This window comes from Wenyingzhuangia heitensis (assembly GCF_011762155.1).
GTDB lineage: Bacteria > Bacteroidota > Bacteroidia > Flavobacteriales > Flavobacteriaceae > Wenyingzhuangia > Wenyingzhuangia heitensis.
In genome coordinates this window covers 1,178,000-1,196,377 of sequence record NZ_JAASQL010000001.1, presented here as the reverse complement: position 1 = coordinate 1,196,377, position 18,378 = coordinate 1,178,000, and the positions used below count along the sequence as shown (strand labels likewise).

Here is an 18,378-nt window from a genome sequence, read left to right as displayed (position 1 = left end):
AATTCACTGTTAATTTTAAAAAACCTCTTTTTCTTTTGTACCTTACTCAAAAGCTACAACTAAACTATCTATTAAAATTACACTAATGAATACCCCTAGAAAACTAAAAACTACTTTGTTGTTTTCAAAATTTATCAAATTATCTTTTTTGTTTACAATTATTTTATTTGCTATTTCTTACTTCTTTTACACCAATAAAGTATCTATTGAAATGGATCAATTAAAAAACAAAGAAGAAGGAAAACTTTTACTACAGGTAAACGAAATTAAAAATGATTTTGTTTTTGTGCAAAGAGATGTTTTATTGCTTAGTGATTTAATATCTACTAGTAATTTTGCTTCCTGTAATAATAAAAAATCAATCGAAAATTTAAAAACGGAAATCTATCAATTTATCAAAAGAAAAAAAATATATGACCAAATTAGATTATTAGATATTAACGGTAATGAAGTTTTAAGGTGTGATTACAAAAAAGGATTTCCTAAATTTAAACCAGACTCTTTATTACAAGATAAATCTGACAGGTATTATTTTAAAGAAATTTCTGAATTAAAAAATGAAGACATTTATTTTTCTAGGTTTGATTTAAACATAGAGAACGGACTTATAGAAAAACCTATCAAACAAGTTTTACGTGTAGGAAGTAAAATATATGGTTGTGATAATAAATATTCTGGAATTTTAATTGCATCCTATCTAGGAACTCCTTTAGAAAAACGAATAACCAAACTAAACAAAGCCCATAAAGGGGAGTTTTATTTATTAGACAAAAATGGATTTTTTCTAATGTCTCCAAACAAAAAAGACAATTGGGGCTTTATGTTTCCGGATATGTTAGATAAAACATTTTCTAATAAACACCCAAATTCTTGGGCAATTATAAACAACAAAGAGCAAGGACAAAGTATTTCTAAAGAAGGGATTACTACTTTTTCTACATTAAATTTTAATAAAATTATAAGCAAAGGAGAACGTACTAAATATTTTGCTAGTGATGATTATTGGAAAGTTGTAAGCTTTATTTCTAATCAACAAATAACAGCTTTAAAAACTGATGTTTTATCGCTCTTTTACATTCCTGTTTTTGTTCTTTTTATACTTATTTTATGCTGTTCCTGGTTGTTTTCTTATTTACAACTAAAAGAACAGCTAGGACAGAAAGAAATAAAAAAACTAGCTTCTGTAGTTAAAAACAGTAACAATTGTATGTTAATCACAGACCTTAATGGTAAAATAGAATGGATTAATCCTGCTTTTGAACAACTATTACAAAAACCATTAACTCAAATAACGGGTAAAAATTATAAAGATTCTATTATAGATAAAAACAACCCCCTTAACCCCATTGCTAAAATAGAAAATGCTATTAAAAACAAAACTCAGTTAACGGTAGAAGTTGTCAATTCTTATATTCCTAATAAAGAAAATTGGCAAACAATTCACATAAAACCAATTCTGTCTGGAAAAGACAATAAAACTGAAAAAGTAATTTTTATTGGAACAGATATTACAGATCTAAAAGAAAAAGAAAAAGAAATTATCACACTTAATAATGACCTAGAACAGCGTGTAATAGCAAGAACTAAAGAGCTTAAAAATGCAAACCTAGCTATTTCTAAAAACAGAGAAAAGCTTAAAAAAAGCAAAAACCGATTAGAAAATGCATTTTTAACAGGAGGGTATGCTTGGTGGGAATGGAATTATAAAACAGACAAACTAAAAGCAAGTTCTTTACTCTATAAAAAATTAGGATATAAAACTAACGAAAAAGAAAATACTTTTAAATGGTTATTAAGCAAGGTACATTCTGATGATATTAAAAAAGTAAGAGAACATTTAAACATTCTGTTTACAAATAAAAAAGGAAAATTCAGTTTTAATTGCAGAATAATCACACATCAAAATAAATACTTATGGTTTCATCTTAAAGGAAAAATAGAAAGCTTTACCGATGAGAATACTCCCAAAAAACTAATAGGAACTATTCAAGATATTTCTTTACTAAAAAAAGCTGAAGAAGAAATTACAAATGCTAAAAATGCTGCCGAAGATGCCAACAAAGCTAAAAGTGAATTTTTAGCCAATATGAGTCATGAAATTAGAACCCCTATGAATGCTATTATTGGGTTTTCAGAACAACTTTCTTCGACTATAAAAGACAACAGACAATTATCTCAAATAAAAACGATACACTCAAGTAGTAAAAACTTATTAAGAATTATTAATGACATTCTTGACCTATCTAAAATTGAAGCTGGTAAAATAGAGTTTAACTCAACCCCTGTAAATCTTAGAAAAATTAGTCAACAAATAAAAGATATCTTTTCTCAAAAAATAGAGAAAAAAAACATCTACTTTGACGTAATCACAAGTCCACAACTCCCACCAATACTAATTTTAGACAAAGTAAGAATAAGGCAAGTTCTATTTAATCTATTAAGCAACGCTATAAAATTCACAGAAAAAGGAGGGGTTCAACTATTTATTACAGCTACAGAAGAACCATTAAACAAAAATCAAATCACCTTAAATATTACCGTTAAGGACACCGGAATTGGAATTCCTGAAAATGAACAAAAATTAATATTCCAACCTTTTATTCAAAAAAGAGGTCAGAACATTATTAAATATGGAGGTACAGGATTAGGACTATCCATTACCACAAAACTAATCAAAGCTATGAATGGGGTTATTAGCTTAGAAAGTAGTTTAAACAAAGGAACTTCTTTTACCGTTAAACTACCCAATATAGAAGTTTCTTATGATGATATTGAAGAAACAGAAACCGTTTTTGATAGTTCAAATTTATTATTTAGCAACGCAAAACTTTTAGTTGTTGATGATGTAAAAGAAAATAGAGATTTAATTTTAGATTTATTTTACAACTCCCCAAACCTAGAACTTTATCAAGCTAAAAACGGACAACAAGCTATTGATATTGCTACAGAAATAATTCCTGACATTATTTTTATGGATTTGCGTATGCCTGTTTTAAATGGATATGATGCTGCTATGGCTATTAAACAAAACAAAAAAACTAAAAACATTCCCATATTTGCCATTACTGCATCTATCAAAAGTGATCTGGAAAAAGAAAAACTAAAACAATGTTTTGATGAGTATATTATAAAGCCTTTAGATATTCAACTCTTTTTTACAAAAACTAAAAAATATTTAACATATATAGACACAAGTGTAATTCAACCCACCAAAACGGATGATTATCCAATAAATCAAAAAGAAATAGAAGTACTTCCTATTTTTATACAAAAATTAGAGTCTAACCTTTTACCCCAATTAGCACCTCTATTAGAGAACAATATTATAAATGAGATGGAAGATTTTGGAAAAGAGCTTCTTGATACATCTAAAAAACACAATAATAAACTGATGATAGATTTTTCTAAAACGATTTGTCTACACGCAGAAAATTTTGAATTTGATGATTTAATTTTTACGTTAAAACAACTACCCAATAAAATAAAAAAACTGAAATCTTATATAGACTAAGTACTAAAAATTTAATACCCCCTTTTACGACAAGCTATGTTTATTTGCAAACCCAAAACCCCCAAAATATTAATTGTTGACGATCAACAAAAAAACATACAAGTGCTAGGTAGCTTGTTAAAAGATCAAAATTATATTATTGGAGTAGCTACAGATGGCCAAAAAGCTGTAGACACTCTAAAAAAAACAAAAGATTTTGATTTGATTCTTTTAGATGTAAACATGCCTGTAATGGATGGATTTGAGGCTTGCTTAGAAATTAGAAAAATAGAGCACCTAAAAAAAATACCCGTCATTTTTTTAACAGCCATGACAGAAGAAAACCAAATTATAAAAGGTTTTGAAGTAGGCGGACAAGATTATGTAACCAAACCTTTTAACGCTAGAGAGCTACTACAAAGAGTTAAAACACATTTGGAACTAAAACAAAGTCAAGATCAATTAAAAAATGTGAACACTTGGCTAGAAGATGAAATTAAAAGCAGAACTTTAGAAGTAAAAGATGCCAATCAAAAATTACAACAAGCAAATAAAGAACTAGAAACTTTAGACATTGCCAAAAATGAGTTTTTAACCATTATTAGTCATGAAATAAACACCCCATTAAACGGAATTATGGGATTTATTAATGTTTTAAAAGACAAACTAAAATCATCAGAATTAATTGAATTTGTTAACTTGTTAGATGTTTCTGCCAACAGATTACTGTCTTTTTCTAAACTAAGTTTAAGAATTACAGAATTAAGAACAAGCAACCAGTTTTTAAAAGGAGTAAATATTCCACTAAAAGAAATTTTAGGAATTTTAAAAATTAAAGTCGATAAAATGTTAAGAGCTAAAAATCAACAACTTTTTATTAACGAAAATCAACCAGACACTTATATTCACGGAGACCCTCAACTTATTTTATATTGTTTAGACAATATTTTAGAAAATGCAATAAAACACTCGCACGAAAACACAAACATTACCATTAACATTGAAAACACAGAGGATAAAATTATTTGTTCTATAATTGATGAAGGTGATGGTTTTAGCGATTATGCACTTGCCAATTTATACAAACTTTTTGCATCGGGAAAAGAGCATGTAGACAATAACAAAGGACTTGGTTTGGCTTTGGTTAAACTAATTATTGATGTACACAATGCAGACATTACCGTAATAAACAACAAAACAAAAGGAGCAACAGTTAAACTAACCTTTCAAAATAAAAAACAGACAATTACTTCTTAACCATTATTTTTAAAGGCTAAAAAAAAATATTATTTTTCATTTTTGTATTTATTTTTCATATACATTTAATCCAAAATTTAACACAAATGAAAACCTTTAAATGAACAAGTATTTAGTTGTAAATCAACCTGAAAAATGGCTTTTTTTAGCTGATGACATTACAGTTATTTCTTCGCAAGATTACCTTACCAACCCAACTTATTCTTTATTAAAAAAAGGAAGAATCTTTAATTTATGTAAAGATTACAGTTACCAATCTAAAGGATATTACGTATCTCTATTGGCAGAAGCCAGAGGACATCGTGTATCTCCAACCGTTAAAAATTTGGTAGATTTAGATAAGTTAGAATTGGTTAAAATAGTATCCGATGAGTTTGATGAAATTATCCAACAAAGTTTAAAATCCATCAAATCTCAAAACTTTACACTCAGTATTTATTTTGGACAAAACGTAGCTCAAAAATACAAAGAACTTAGTGCCTTGTTTTACAAACATTTTCAGATTCCGTTTTTAAGAATCACTTTTAATTTTGATTACAAATGGCATGTGCATAACATCAAAGCTATTACAGAAGCAGAAATTCCAGCAGCTCACATAGAGTTAGCTCAAGAATTTGCTAGTCAATATTTCTCTAAAAAAAGATACGACCAACCCAAACAAGTTAAACACGATTTTGATTTGGCTATTTTAGTTAACAAAAACGACCCTGCACCCCCTAGCAATTCTAAAGCTTTAAAAAAGTTTATGGAAATTGCTGAGAAGCTAAAAATTTATACCGAAATTATTGAACCTAAAGACCTGTCTAGACTAAGCTCTTTTGATGCTTTATTTATTAGACAAAGTACCGAGGTGAATAATGAGGCCTATACCTTTGCCCGCAAAGCACAACAGCAAGATATTGCTATTATAGACTATCCAGATGCAATTTTAAAATGTTGCAACAAAGTGTATATGGCAGAAGCTTTGCAAAATGCAAACATCAACACTCCTAAAACCCGTATTATTCACGTTAACAATCAAGAAGAAGTGTTGCAAGAAATTGGTTTGCCTTGTGTGTTAAAAACTCCCGATTCGACATTTTCTTTTGGTGTAAAAAAAGCCAAAACAGAACAAGAATACAAAGAGCTTACCCAATTAATGTTACAAGAATCTGATTTGATTATAGCACAAGAATTTTGTCCCTCTAGCTACGATTGGAGAATTGGTGTACTAGACGGAAAAGTATTTTATGCTTGCAGGTATTTTATGGCTAAAGACCATTGGCAAATTTACAACTGGAATGCTAAAAAAAAGAAAGAACAAGATGGAGATTCTGATTGTTTCCCTATAGAAAAAGTTCCTAAAAAAGTAGTAAACATAGCTTTAAAATCTGCCAAAATTATGGGCTTAGGCTTATATGGTATCGATATAAAAATAGTAAACAATCAACCTATGGTGATTGAAATTAATGACAATCCAAACATTGATGTAGGTGTAGAAGATGAATATTACGGAGATTTAATTTACACAACCATATTAGAAGCTTTTAAAACTAGAGTTTTATCATAAGATGAAAACAAAATATAAATTATTTGAAGTTTACGGAATTGAACTTGAATACATGTTAATTAACAATTCTACCTTTAAAGTAGCCCCAAAAGTAGCCGATTTATTAACGGCAAAAAATGGAACTTTGGTTGATGATATTAACAACGGAACCATTGGTTGGAGTAACGAATTGGTAGCGCATGTTGTAGAAATTAAAACTCAAAATCCTGTTGCAGATTTAACAGGATTAGATATTGATTTTCATAAAAACATTATTGAGATTAACCACTTATTAACAGAAACAGACAGTAAATTATTAGGAACTGCTTGTCACCCGCTAATGGATCCTTTTACGGAAACAAAACTTTGGGAACACGGCTCTAACGAAATTTATGAGTTGTATAACACCATTTTTAACTGCAAAGGTCACGGATGGAGCAACTTACAAAGCATGCACATTAACCTGCCTTTTTATAACGATGCTGAGTTTGAAAAACTACATGCAGCTATTCGTATTTTACTACCTATTTTACCCGGTTTGTGTGCCAGCTCTCCTGTATTAGACGGTAATTTTACCGGTTTTAAAGACAGTAGATTAGAAAGCTATAAATACAATCAAAAAGAAATCCCAATTATTGCAGGTAGCGTAATTCCAGAACAAGCTTTTAGTAGAAATGAGTATGAAGTTTCTATTTTTGACCCCATCAAAAAAGCCATAGAGCCTTTTGATAAAGAAAAAATATTAGATCATTATTTTGTAAACTCTAGAGGTGCCATTGCTCGCTTTGATAGAAATGCAATTGAGATTAGAGTTATTGATATTCAAGAATGTCCTAAAGCAGATATTGCCATTGCCATATTGGTGACTCAGGTTTTAAAAGTATTGGTAACAACACCTTATACCTCTTTAACTTCTCAAAAAAAATGGCACGAAAAAGAATTAGCTTCAATTTTAAACACTTGTATAAAACAAGGAGAAAATTCAATTATTACTAATACAGATTATTTAAAAGAATTAGGAATCACAAAAACAGAAACGGTTAAAAATGTATGGAAATATTTATACAAAACAGTAGCCAATCAAATTCCTAAAAACTACCAATCTGCTATTGAAATAATTTTAGAAAAAGGAACCTTAGCTACACGTATAGAAAATTCGTTAAAGTCAGACCTTTCTGAAAAAAATATTCAAAAAGTTTACACAAAATTAGCAGACTGTTTACAACAAAACGTTTTATTTGATACCTAAAACATGAAACTACTTTTAACTTGCGAACACGGTGGAAATAAAATTCCATTAGCCTATGATTCTCTTTTTCTAAGTCAAGAATTAGTTTTACAAACTCATAGAGCTTATGACAAGGGTGCCTTAGATCTTTTTAAGTATTTAAGGCCTTTAGCCGTATTTCATAAAAGCAATGAAATTAGCAGACTATTTATAGAACTTAATAGATCTTTACATCATCCGATGCTGTTTTCTGAGTTTACAAAAAAACTAGACAAAAAAGAAAAACAACTTTTAATACAACAATATTATCTTATTTATAGAGACAAGGTAATTCAGCAAATAGAAAGTTTAATACATTCTAAACATTGTATTTTTCATATATCCGTACATAGTTTTACTCCTGTTTTTAACGGAGTAACCAGAAAATGTGATATTGGTTTGTTATATGACCCTTCATCAATACACGAAAAAAAAATAGCACAATTATTAAAAGCTGAATTAAAAAAGAGAGCTCCAGAGCTAAATATACGCTGTAACTATCCGTACAAAGGTATTAGTGATGGATTTACTAAAACTTTAAGAAAACAATTTTCTAAAAACTATGTAGGAATAGAAATAGAAATCAACCAAAAATTTTCATTTCAGAACAAAATAAATGAAGATTTAAAAAAAGTGATTTATAAATCTATCAAACAAATTATAGAGCAACAAACAAATATTGAAAACAATAAATATAAATTATAAGCCTAAAGATGAAACTATAAAAGTTTCATCTTTTTTAGTTTCACAAGAATCGGATTTTAGAAGTAAAAAAGGAAACCTACCTTTGTTCTATATTTTATGGAACAGACACACTACCACTCAATTGCCAAGGCCATTACTTATTTGCAAAAAAATGCAACTACACAACCTAGTTTAGACGAGTTGGCTAAGGCTGTAAACATTAGTCCGTTTCATTTACAAAAAATTTTTACTGAATGGGCAGGTGTGAGTCCTAAAAAGTTTTTGCAATACATTAGTATACAACATGCCAAACAATTATTATTGGCACCCAAACAAACATTGTTTACAACAGCACATCAAATTGGATTATCTAGTACTAGTAGACTACATGATTTATTTGTAAATATTGAAGGAATGACTCCAGGTGAATACAAAAACAACGGTCAAAACTTAACTATTTACTACAAACACTACCCTACCCTTTTTGGAACCATACTTATTGCAAATACAGTAAAAGGAATCTGTAGTATTTCTTTTATTGATGAGCCTAAAGATGCTATAAAAAAACTAAAAACCACTTTTAGTAACGCTTCATATTTAGACAAAGAACACCCTTTACAAATTAAAGCACTACAAGTTTTTAACACCCTAGAAAAACAAAACTCCCCTTTACTACTACACCTAAAAGGAACTCCTTTTCAACTAAAAGTATGGGAGGCTTTACTTACAATTCCTGTAGGAAAATTAGAAACTTATGGAAACATTGCACATCAAATTAACAGTCCAAAAGCCTCAAGAGCTGTAGGAACTGCCATTGGCAACAATCCTATTGCATTTTTAATTCCCTGCCACAGAGTTATTAGAGCTAGCGGAATTATAGGAAATTATATGTGGGGAACCATCAGAAAGTCAGCAATTATAGGTTGGGAATCTTCAAAAACTCATTTGGACTAATGGATTTATTTAACAACAAACCTACAAATCTCTTACCTTTTGATGGAGAAGTTTATTACTACCCTAATGTTATCAATTTAGCAAACTCTAAAAGCTATTATCAAACGTTATTAAAATCCATTGCTTGGAAAAACGACGAAGCTCTTATTTTTGGAAAACATATTATAACCAATAGAAAAGTTGCCCTTTACGGAGATACTTCTTTTTTTTACGGATATTCTAACACTATAAAAAAAGCACTGCCTTGGACCAAAGAACTCTTAGAACTTAAAAAAATAGCCGAAGAAAAATGCAATACTTCTTTTAATGCTTGTTTGTTAAATTTATATCATAACGGAAGTGAAACCATGAATTGGCATGCTGACAATGAAAAAGCTTTGGGACAAAACCCCACCATTGCTTCTCTTAGTTTTGGTGCAGATAGAAAATTTTCTTTTAAACACAAAATATCCAAACAAACAACATCTATAATATTAGAAAAAGGAAGTTTATTAGTGATGGCAGGTACTACACAAAATTATTGGGTACACAAACTACCTGTAACCACTTTAGTAAAATCTCCTAGAATTAATCTTACCTTTAGAAACATAAAAAACTAAAAATCAACTCTCTAACATTTTAAACAAACCATAATTTTCCTTGTTAAAAACATATCTACTAGGTGTTATCAGTATAATTACTTATTGTTGTAGTACAAACATAAAAACATCATAAAATGAAAAAATTATTATTTGTATTTGCATTATTGTTAACCGTAACAATGAGTGCTCAAGAAAAAAAATCTTTTAAAGGAGCTTTAGAAGCAGCTAATTTGACCGAAGTAGAAATGACCAAAGCAATGGAAATTCAAAAAGAAAAAACTACGGCTTTAAAAGAAGTTAAAGAAAGTGATTTAGATGCTGTTGCTAAAAAGGCAAAAGTTAAAGAAATTAAACAAGAAGCTGGTAAAAAATTAAGAGCTGCTATTGGTAAAGAAAAAACAAAAGCAATGAACCAGTACTGGAAAAAATAATTTGCATTTTACACTGTAAATTTCCAAAGGAGAAACTTAATAAGTTTCTCCTTTTTTTATAAGTTGTTACATTTTCTGTTTAAATAATTCCTGAAGAACATCAACTTCTTCTTTATGTTGTAAATCTGTTCTTGTTGCAAAATACAACGTGTTTTCTGTATTCACCGTTCCTTCCCAAATTAACTTTATCTGATTATTCTTAATCGCTTCATCACATAAAAAATCTGGAACCAAAGCGTACCCACTTTTGTTACTTAAGCATCTTATAATGGAACTTATATTAGGCAGTATAAAATTAGGTTTAAAGGCTGGCCGTCTCTTAAAGTTTTCAAACCAAAAACGTCTAAAATGTTCCATTTCATTAGAAGCGCTATACCATGTTTTTTTCTGCAACTCTTCTTCTAAACCTTTCCAATTCTTTTGCTTTAGCAACAGATTAATACTAGTAGTATCTGTATGTATGCCTGCTATTAAAATTATTTTTTCTTTTGAAAAAGGAATATATTCTACTAATGATTTTTTATCACTTTGTGTTTTTGGAGTGATTACCAAGTCTAAAATTCCATTGTTTAAATCCTTAATCAAGTCACCATGCATTCCAAATTTTGCAACTAGATTAAAATTTAATTTAGATATTTCTGATTCTATTACATGCTGAAACATTTCTGAACACATACCAATATGAACAGAGGGCTTCTTTTTTTGGGTACTTTTTTTAAAGTGTTGTTCTGCAATTTCTAATTGTTTAACCGCATCAATAATATATTCATATAAAAACTTTCCTTCTTCGGTCGGAATCATTTTTCTAGACGTACGTTTAAATAATTTTTGTCCTGTATAAGCCTCTAAAGCATTTAAATGCACACTAACTCCCGGCTGAGAGGTGTACAAAGCAGCAGCTGCTTTGGTTAGTGTTCCATTTTCATAAATTTCTTTAAAAGTTCTGTACCATTCTAAACTCACCATAGCTATAAATATTATAATACAAATGTATTATTTGTATTATTTTTACAATACTTATTATCGTTTTAATTTTGATAAAAATTTAATCAAACAAAAAATGAAAAATATTTTTATCATTAACGGAGGACATCCTTTTGCACATTCTGGAGGAAAATTTAACAAAACTCTTTTTCAGCAAACCAACTCTTATTTTAACAATTTAAAGGATTTTCAAGTAAAAAAAACTCAAGTAGGTGATACTTATGATCCTATGGAGGAAGTTGAAAAATTTAAATGGGCAGACATCATCATATACCACACTCCTATTTGGTGGTTTCAAATTCCTTTTGGATTTAAAGAATACATAGACCGTGTATTTACTGCAGGTCATCAAAACGGAATTTATGAGAGCGATGGTAGAAGTAGAAAAAATCCAGAAATTAACTATGGTACTGGTGGTTTAATGCAATCTAAAAAATATATTGTAACCACTAGTTGGAACGCTCCTAAAACAGCATTTACATTAAAAAATGAATTTTTTGATCAAAAAAGTGTAGACCAAGGCATCTTATTCGGTTTTCATAAAATGAATGCTTTTGCAGGTATGGAATTACTAGCATCACACCATTTTTACGATATGGAAAAAAATGCAGATGTTCCCTTAGAGTTAAAGAATTACAACCTTTTTTTAAACAAAGTAACACCTCAATTCTAATTATTTAAATTAGACCTACCCTTTCTAAAATCCTAGTAAAAAATGGTAACTTCGTGTTTTTGTAAAAAACATATGGCAACCAACGAATTTATAGAAGTATTAGGAGCTAGAGCACACAACCTAAAAGACATTGATGTTAAAATACCACGAGACAAACTAGTAGTAATTACAGGTTTAAGTGGTAGCGGAAAATCTTCTTTAGCTTTTGATACTATTTATGCAGAAGGACAACGTAGATATATAGAAACTTTTTCTGCTTATGCTCGTCAATTTTTAGGCGGATTGGAAAGACCTGATGTAGACAAAATTGATGGATTGTCTCCCGTAATTGCCATAGAACAAAAAACCACCAATAAAAGTCCACGTTCTACCGTGGGAACCATTACAGAGATCTACGATTTTTTACGTTTGTTATACGCTCGTGTTGCCGATGCATATTCTTACAATACCAACGAAAAAATGGTAAGTTATTCGGATGAACAAATCAAAGAATTAATTTTACAGGATTTTGATAGTGAAAAAACACTTATCTTAGCTCCCGTTATTAAATCTAGAAAAGGGCATTACAGAGAATTGTTTGAGCAAATTACCAAACAAGGATTCACCAAGGTTCGGGTAGATGGTGCTATTGTAGACATTACCAAAGGCATGAAGCTAGATCGATACAAAACACACGATATTGAAATTGTTATTGATAGATTGGTAATTACCACTGAACAAGAAAAACGCTTAGAAGAAACCATAAAGACAGCCATGTACGCAGGTGATGGTGTGTTAATGGTGATGAAATTTAACGAGAAAAAACCTAGATATTTTAGTAGAGCTTTAATGTGTCCTACTTCCGGAATTTCTTATCCATTACCAGAACCTAACTCTTTTTCTTTTAACTCTCCTAAGGGAGCTTGTCCAAAATGTAACGGTTTGGGTCATGTAGCAGAAATTCAATTAAAAAAAGTAATTCCCGATGATAGTATCTCTATAAAAAACGGAGGGATTATTCCTTTAGGAGCTCAAAAAAATACTTGGATTTTTAAACAAATTCAAAGTATTGCAAGTGCCTATCAATTTAATTTAGACGATCCTATTTCTAAAATCCCAGAAGAAGCTTTACACATAATTCTTAACGGAGGAAAAGAAACTATTAATGTAAAAGCAAAAGCTGCAGGAGTTACCAAAACCTATCAAATAGACTTTGAAGGAATTCTTTCTTTTATAGAAAGTCAACATCAAAACACAGATTCTAAAAGCATACAACGTTGGGCAAAAGATTTTATGAATGATGTTGTTTGTAGCGAATGCAACGGAAGTCGTTTACGTAAAGAATCTTTATATTTTAAAATTGATGGCTACGATTTAGGGAACATCACCGCTATGGATATTAGCGAATTGGCAGATTGGTTCTCTAAAATTGACAACAAACTTAGCCACAAACAAAAAATCATTGGATCAGAAATAACCAAAGAAATAAGAACTAGAATTCAGTTTTTATTAGACGTAGGATTGGATTATTTATCCCTAAACAGAACCTCTAAATCATTATCGGGAGGAGAAGCACAACGTATCCGTTTGGCCACTCAAATTGGTTCTCAATTAGTAGGTGTATTGTATATTTTAGACGAACCTAGTATTGGATTACATCAACGAGACAACGAAAAATTAATTCACTCTTTAGAGCAATTAAGAGATGTGGGAAACTCTGTTTTGGTTGTTGAACACGATAAAGATATTATGGAACGTGCCGACCACGTAATAGATATTGGTCCTGGTGCAGGAATACATGGTGGGCAAATTGTAAGTCAAGGTTCTTATGATTTATTCTCTAAAGTAGAAACCCTAACTGCAGATTACTTAACAGGTAGAAAAGAAATTAGCGTTCCTAAAAAACGTAGAGAAGGAAACGGGAAAGAACTCGTTTTAAAAGGAGCTACAGGAAACAATTTAAAAAATGTAACTGCTCATTTTCCATTAGGAAAATTGGTCTGTGTAACAGGTGTTTCGGGTAGTGGTAAATCTACCTTGGTAAACGGAACTTTGTACCCAATTTTAAATGCACATATTTACAATGGTGTTAAAAAACCTCAGCCTTATAAGAGCATAGAAGGTTTAGAACATGTAGATAAAATTATAGATATAGACCAGTCTCCAATTGGTAGAACACCACGTTCTAACCCAGCAACCTATACCAAAACATTTGATGAAATAAGAAGTTTATTTGCCAAAACACCCGAAGCTATGATTCGTGGTTACAAACCTGGTCGTTTTTCCTTTAACGTAAAAGGAGGTAGATGTGAAACTTGTGAAGGTGGCGGAATGCGAGTGATAGAAATGAACTTTTTGCCCGATGTACATGTAGAATGTGAAACTTGTCAGGGAAAACGTTTTAACAGAGAAACATTAGAAATTAGATACAAAGGAAAATCTATTTCAGATATTTTAGAAATGACCATTAATGAAGCTGTTGACTTTTTTGATCAGATCCCTAAAATACATCGTAAAATAAAAACAATTAAAGAAGTTGGCTTGGGGTACATTACACTCGGACAACAATCTACAACACTATCTGGAGGTGAGGCACAAAGAATAAAATTAGCTGCAGAACTCTCTAAAAGAGATACCGGTAATACTTTTTATATTTTAGACGAACCTACCACAGGATTGCATTTTGAGGACATTCGAGTTTTAATGAATGTAATTCAGAAATTGGTAGACAAAGGAAATTCTGTTTTAATTATAGAACACAATATGGATGTAATTAAACTAGCTGATTATATTATTGATATTGGTCCCGAAGGTGGTAAAGGTGGAGGAACTATTGTTTGCAAAGGAACCCCTGAAGAAGTTGCTAAAAACAAAAAAAGTTACACTGCTATATTCTTAAAAAAAGAACTTTAACCTTTGTTATTTTTGTATATTAACGTAAGTAAAAAAGAAAAACTCACGTAATTATGACAGAAAAGGAACGAATAGAAGAAGATAAAATATACAATAAACTTGGTCAAAAGAATTGGAACGAAATAAAAAGCAACGATTCTTGGGCTGTATTTAAAATTATGTCTGAAATGGTCAATGGTTTTGAAACTATGGCTAAAATAGGACCTTGCGTAAGTATTTTTGGATCTGCCAGAACCAAACCTAACGACCCTAACTACATACTAGCCGAAGAAATTGCCTACAAATTAACACAAAATGGGTTTGGAGTTATTACTGGTGGAGGTCCCGGAATTATGGAAGCAGGTAACAAAGGAGCTCATAGAGGTAAAGGAACCTCTGTAGGATTAAATATTGAATTGCCTTTTGAACAAAACAACAACCCTTGGATAGATAGAGACAAAAGTGTAGACTTTGATTACTTTTTTGTACGCAAAGTAATGTTTGTAAAATATTCACAAGGTTTTGTAGTTATGCCAGGAGGATTTGGTACTTTGGATGAACTCTTTGAAGCCATTACTTTAATACAAACTAAAAAAATTGGTCGTTTTCCAATTGTTCTTGTCGGTAAAAATTACTGGAAAGGATTGTTAGATTGGATTAAAGAACGTTTGATAGAAGAATACAAAACAGTAAGCCCAGATGATTTAAATTTATTTAGATTGGTAGACACTCCAGACGAGGCTATTGAACATTTAAATAATTTTTACAACAAGTATAAACTAAAACCAAATTTCTAGAATTGAAACTAATTTTACGATTATTTATTTTTTTAATCAGCCTTAGCTTTTATAGTCAAAATAACCAATTGACCATAAAAGCTAAATTAGTTCCAGACAAAAGTATTTTAGAAATACAGCAAAAAATAACCTACTACAATCACAGTAAAGATACTTTACATCAAATTGTACTTAGGAATTGGGGAAATAGCTATAAAAATGACAATACTCCTTTAGCCAAAAGACTGTTAGAAGATTACAAAACAGATTTTTATTTCTCAAAAAAAGAAGACAGAGGTTATAGCATAGTTCATTTTATTAAATCCAATCAACAAGAAACAAGTTTTCATTCTCCACATCATTTACAAGATTTAATTTTTGTGAATCTTAGCCATCCACTATACCCAAATGACAGCACTAAATTAGACTTAAATTATACCCTTAAAATTCCCAATGCTAAATTTACAGGTAGTGGTAAAAAGGGAATCGATTTTTATTTAGAAGATTGGCACATTACTCCTGCTATTTATACAGATAAATGGCAATTAGACTCACATCAAAATTTAAATTATCAGTACAAATTACCCACAAATTATAGTATAGAATTTACCACCCCAATTGGTTATAATATTCACAGTAATTTTCACAAGCAAAAAACAACAGGGAATACCACCACCACTTATTTACTTAACGGGAAAGGAATTACACACACCAACTTAAGCATTGCTTTACTACGTTCTTATTTAGAAGTCCCCACCTATCCTGCCAAAATAGTAACCAACTTTATTAGCAATAAAATCCCCATGGCAACTCAAAAAATGAGAATGCAACAAATGATGTTTTTTTTAAATGACCATCTTAGTTATTTGCCACATACAAAAATTATAGTTGATCAAAAGATTTACAATCAAAATCCTATATATGAACTTAAATATTTACCTCGTCAGCTGCACCCTTTTAAAAGTGAATTTAAATGGGAAGCTGAATTTTTTAAAGCTTTAGTTAGTCAATATGTAGAGCAAATTGTAAACGTAAATAAAAATGAAGATTATTGGTTTGCCGAAGGTTTAGAAATTTACTTGTTTACAAAATACATGAACTTATACCATCCTAATGCCAAATTATTAGGAAGATTGTCTAACGTTTGGGGAATTAAATCTATGAATATTGCCAAACAGAGTTTTAATAATAAATTTAACATGGTCAATCAAATTACTGCCAGAGAAAATTTAGATCAAGATTTAGACACTCCCTACAACAAGCTCTCTAACTACAATAAAAAAGTAGTTTCTCCTTACAAATCTGGAATTGGTTTTTTATACTTAAAAGAATACATAGGAGAAGAAATATTAGATAATAGTATCTATACATTCATCAGTAACAACAGAGGAAAAAGCATTCATTCTAAAGATTTTTTAGCAACCTTACAAAGCAATACAGATAAAGATATTAGTTGGTTTCAAAAAGAATGGATCAACACCAAAAAGAAAATTGACCATAAAATTATAGATACTAATTTTAAAAAAGACAGCGTAGATATTACCATTAAAAACAAAAGAAGTATTACCACCCCTGTATTGGTTTATGGTTTAAAAGGCAAAACAATTAAAAGTAAAACTTGGGTTGATGGTTTTAAAGACATCAAAAAAATTAACATAAAAAACGACAGTCTAGATAAAATAGTTTTAAACTACGAAAACATTTATCCAGAAATAAATTACCGTAACAACTGGGACAATAAAAAACCTAAATTATTTGAACGACCTATACAAATTAGCTTACTTAAAGATTTAAATAACCCCAGAAAAAATCAAGTTTTTTTAAAGCCTGAAGGCGATTATAATTATTACGATGGTTTTATTTTAGGAGTAAGTGTACAGAACAAAGCCTTTTTACATCAAAATTTAGAATATGCATTAAAACCGACCTACAGTACAGCTAGTAATAGTTTAACAGGTGGTTTTAATGTTGATTATTCTGTATTTCCAGAAAACACAATTATCTATCAAACCAATTTTGGAGTTACAGGAAGCAACTATCATTACGCTCCTGAATTGAATTACAATACCGTAGCTCCTTATTTTTCAATTAGCTTTAAACAAAAAGATTTTAGAGCGTTAGGAACCAATAAAATAACCGCTCGTTTTTTAGTTATTGACAAAGAAGTAGCAGCAGGAACTCAAAAAACAGACGAAGATGATTATCATTTATTCAAATTAGATTATTTATTTAAAATGAATAAGCTAATTCACAATTATCAATTAAACGTAAATACTGAGATTGCTACCAAATTTTCTAAATTAAATGTAGATTTTAGATACAGACACTTAACCAATCAAAAAAGACCTATAGAATTTAGATTTTACGGAGGTGCATTTATCACCAACAATACCTCTAGCGATTATTTTAGCATAAATCAACACACAGCAAACGATTATTTGTTTGAACTTCCCTATTTAGGACGTTCTGAAACTAGCGGAATTTTAAGTCAGCAGTATTTTAAATCTCAAGGAGGATTTGTCTCTCAAAACAACCCAGGATTTGCAAACCAATGGTTAACAAGTATTAACACAAGTGTCGGAATTATAAGATGGGTAGAAGTATTTAACAATGTTTCATTGTTGAAAAACCGAAATTCATCTGCTTTTTTTGATTACGAAACTGGAGTTAGATTGAATTTTATTCCAAATATTTTAGAATTTTACTTACCCATATACAACAAGGAAGGCTTTGTTACACAACAAGATAACTACATAAACAACGTTCGTTTTGTAGTTACCCTAAAAGCACAACCTATCATAAAATTCTTAAAACAACAGCTGTTTTAACAATTGTTAATAGCTAACTTATCTTACTTTTTAATATCCCATCATAATTGATTA

The 18,378-nt window shown here is 30.1% G+C and carries 13 protein-coding genes; 12 read left to right on the top strand and 1 reads right to left on the bottom strand.

Annotation, left to right across the window (positions count from 1 at the left end):
- Window positions 1-85: 85 nt before the first annotated feature.
- The 8 genes from FHR24_RS05130 (at window position 86) to FHR24_RS05095 (ending at window position 10,192) form a co-directional block, all read left to right on the top strand.
- Window positions 86-3,511, top strand: a complete 3,426-nt coding sequence (locus tag FHR24_RS05130; protein WP_167184835.1) for an ATP-binding protein — start codon at window positions 86-88, stop codon at window positions 3,509-3,511.
- 36 nt (window positions 3,512-3,547) lie between these two features.
- Window positions 3,548-4,747, top strand: a complete 1,200-nt coding sequence (locus FHR24_RS05125; protein WP_167184833.1) for a hybrid sensor histidine kinase/response regulator — start codon at window positions 3,548-3,550, stop codon at window positions 4,745-4,747.
- 100 nt (window positions 4,748-4,847) lie between these two features.
- Complete coding sequence (locus FHR24_RS05120; protein ID WP_167184831.1) at window positions 4,848-6,296, top strand: RimK family protein; 1,449 nt, start codon at window positions 4,848-4,850, stop codon at window positions 6,294-6,296.
- 1 nt (window position 6,297) lies between these two features.
- A complete protein-coding gene (locus FHR24_RS05115; protein WP_167184829.1) occupies window positions 6,298-7,524 on the top strand; it encodes a glutamate-cysteine ligase family protein in 1,227 nt (408 codons plus the stop codon).
- A 3-nt stretch (window positions 7,525-7,527) separates the two neighbouring features.
- Window positions 7,528-8,247: an N-formylglutamate amidohydrolase gene (locus tag FHR24_RS05110; RefSeq protein WP_167184828.1), complete on the top strand. Its 720-nt coding sequence runs from the start codon at window positions 7,528-7,530 to the stop codon at window positions 8,245-8,247.
- Between the two features lie 96 nt (window positions 8,248-8,343).
- On the top strand, window positions 8,344-9,180 hold the full coding sequence (locus tag FHR24_RS05105) for a methylated-DNA--[protein]-cysteine S-methyltransferase (RefSeq protein WP_167184826.1): 837 nt from the start codon (window positions 8,344-8,346) through the stop codon (window positions 9,178-9,180).
- Window positions 9,180-9,779 (top strand): alpha-ketoglutarate-dependent dioxygenase AlkB family protein, encoded by a 600-nt coding sequence (locus FHR24_RS05100; RefSeq protein ID WP_167184823.1) that lies wholly within the window; start codon window positions 9,180-9,182, stop codon window positions 9,777-9,779. The genes FHR24_RS05105 and FHR24_RS05100 overlap by 1 nt, the downstream gene beginning before the upstream one ends.
- A gap of 116 nt (window positions 9,780-9,895) precedes the next feature.
- Window positions 9,896-10,192: a hypothetical protein gene (locus FHR24_RS05095; protein WP_167184820.1), complete on the top strand. Its 297-nt coding sequence runs from the start codon at window positions 9,896-9,898 to the stop codon at window positions 10,190-10,192.
- A gap of 66 nt (window positions 10,193-10,258) precedes the next feature.
- Here FHR24_RS05095 and FHR24_RS05090 read toward each other — a convergent pair whose 3' ends face one another.
- Window positions 10,259-11,158 carry a LysR family transcriptional regulator gene (locus FHR24_RS05090; protein WP_167184817.1) on the bottom strand — a complete coding sequence of 300 codons (900 nt, stop codon included), beginning with the start codon at window positions 11,156-11,158 and terminating at the stop codon, window positions 10,259-10,261.
- A 94-nt stretch (window positions 11,159-11,252) separates the two neighbouring features.
- Between FHR24_RS05090 and FHR24_RS05085 the strand changes: the two genes are divergently transcribed.
- The 4 genes from FHR24_RS05085 to FHR24_RS05070 all read left to right on the top strand — a co-directional run bounded on the left by FHR24_RS05085 (window position 11,253) and on the right by FHR24_RS05070 (window position 18,324).
- Entirely contained in the window at window positions 11,253-11,849 is a 597-nt protein-coding gene (locus FHR24_RS05085) for an NAD(P)H-dependent oxidoreductase (RefSeq protein WP_167184814.1), read from the top strand.
- 72 nt (window positions 11,850-11,921) lie between these two features.
- Entirely contained in the window at window positions 11,922-14,741 is a 2,820-nt protein-coding gene (gene uvrA, locus FHR24_RS05080; RefSeq protein ID WP_167184811.1) for an excinuclease ABC subunit UvrA, read from the top strand.
- Window positions 14,742-14,794: 53 nt separating this feature from the next.
- Window positions 14,795-15,517 (top strand): LOG family protein, encoded by a 723-nt coding sequence (locus FHR24_RS05075; RefSeq protein ID WP_167184808.1) that lies wholly within the window; start codon window positions 14,795-14,797, stop codon window positions 15,515-15,517.
- Window positions 15,518-15,585: 68 nt separating this feature from the next.
- Window positions 15,586-18,324, top strand: a complete 2,739-nt coding sequence (locus tag FHR24_RS05070) for a M1 family metallopeptidase (protein WP_167184805.1) — start codon at window positions 15,586-15,588, stop codon at window positions 18,322-18,324.
- Window positions 18,325-18,378: the final 54 nt, after the last annotated feature.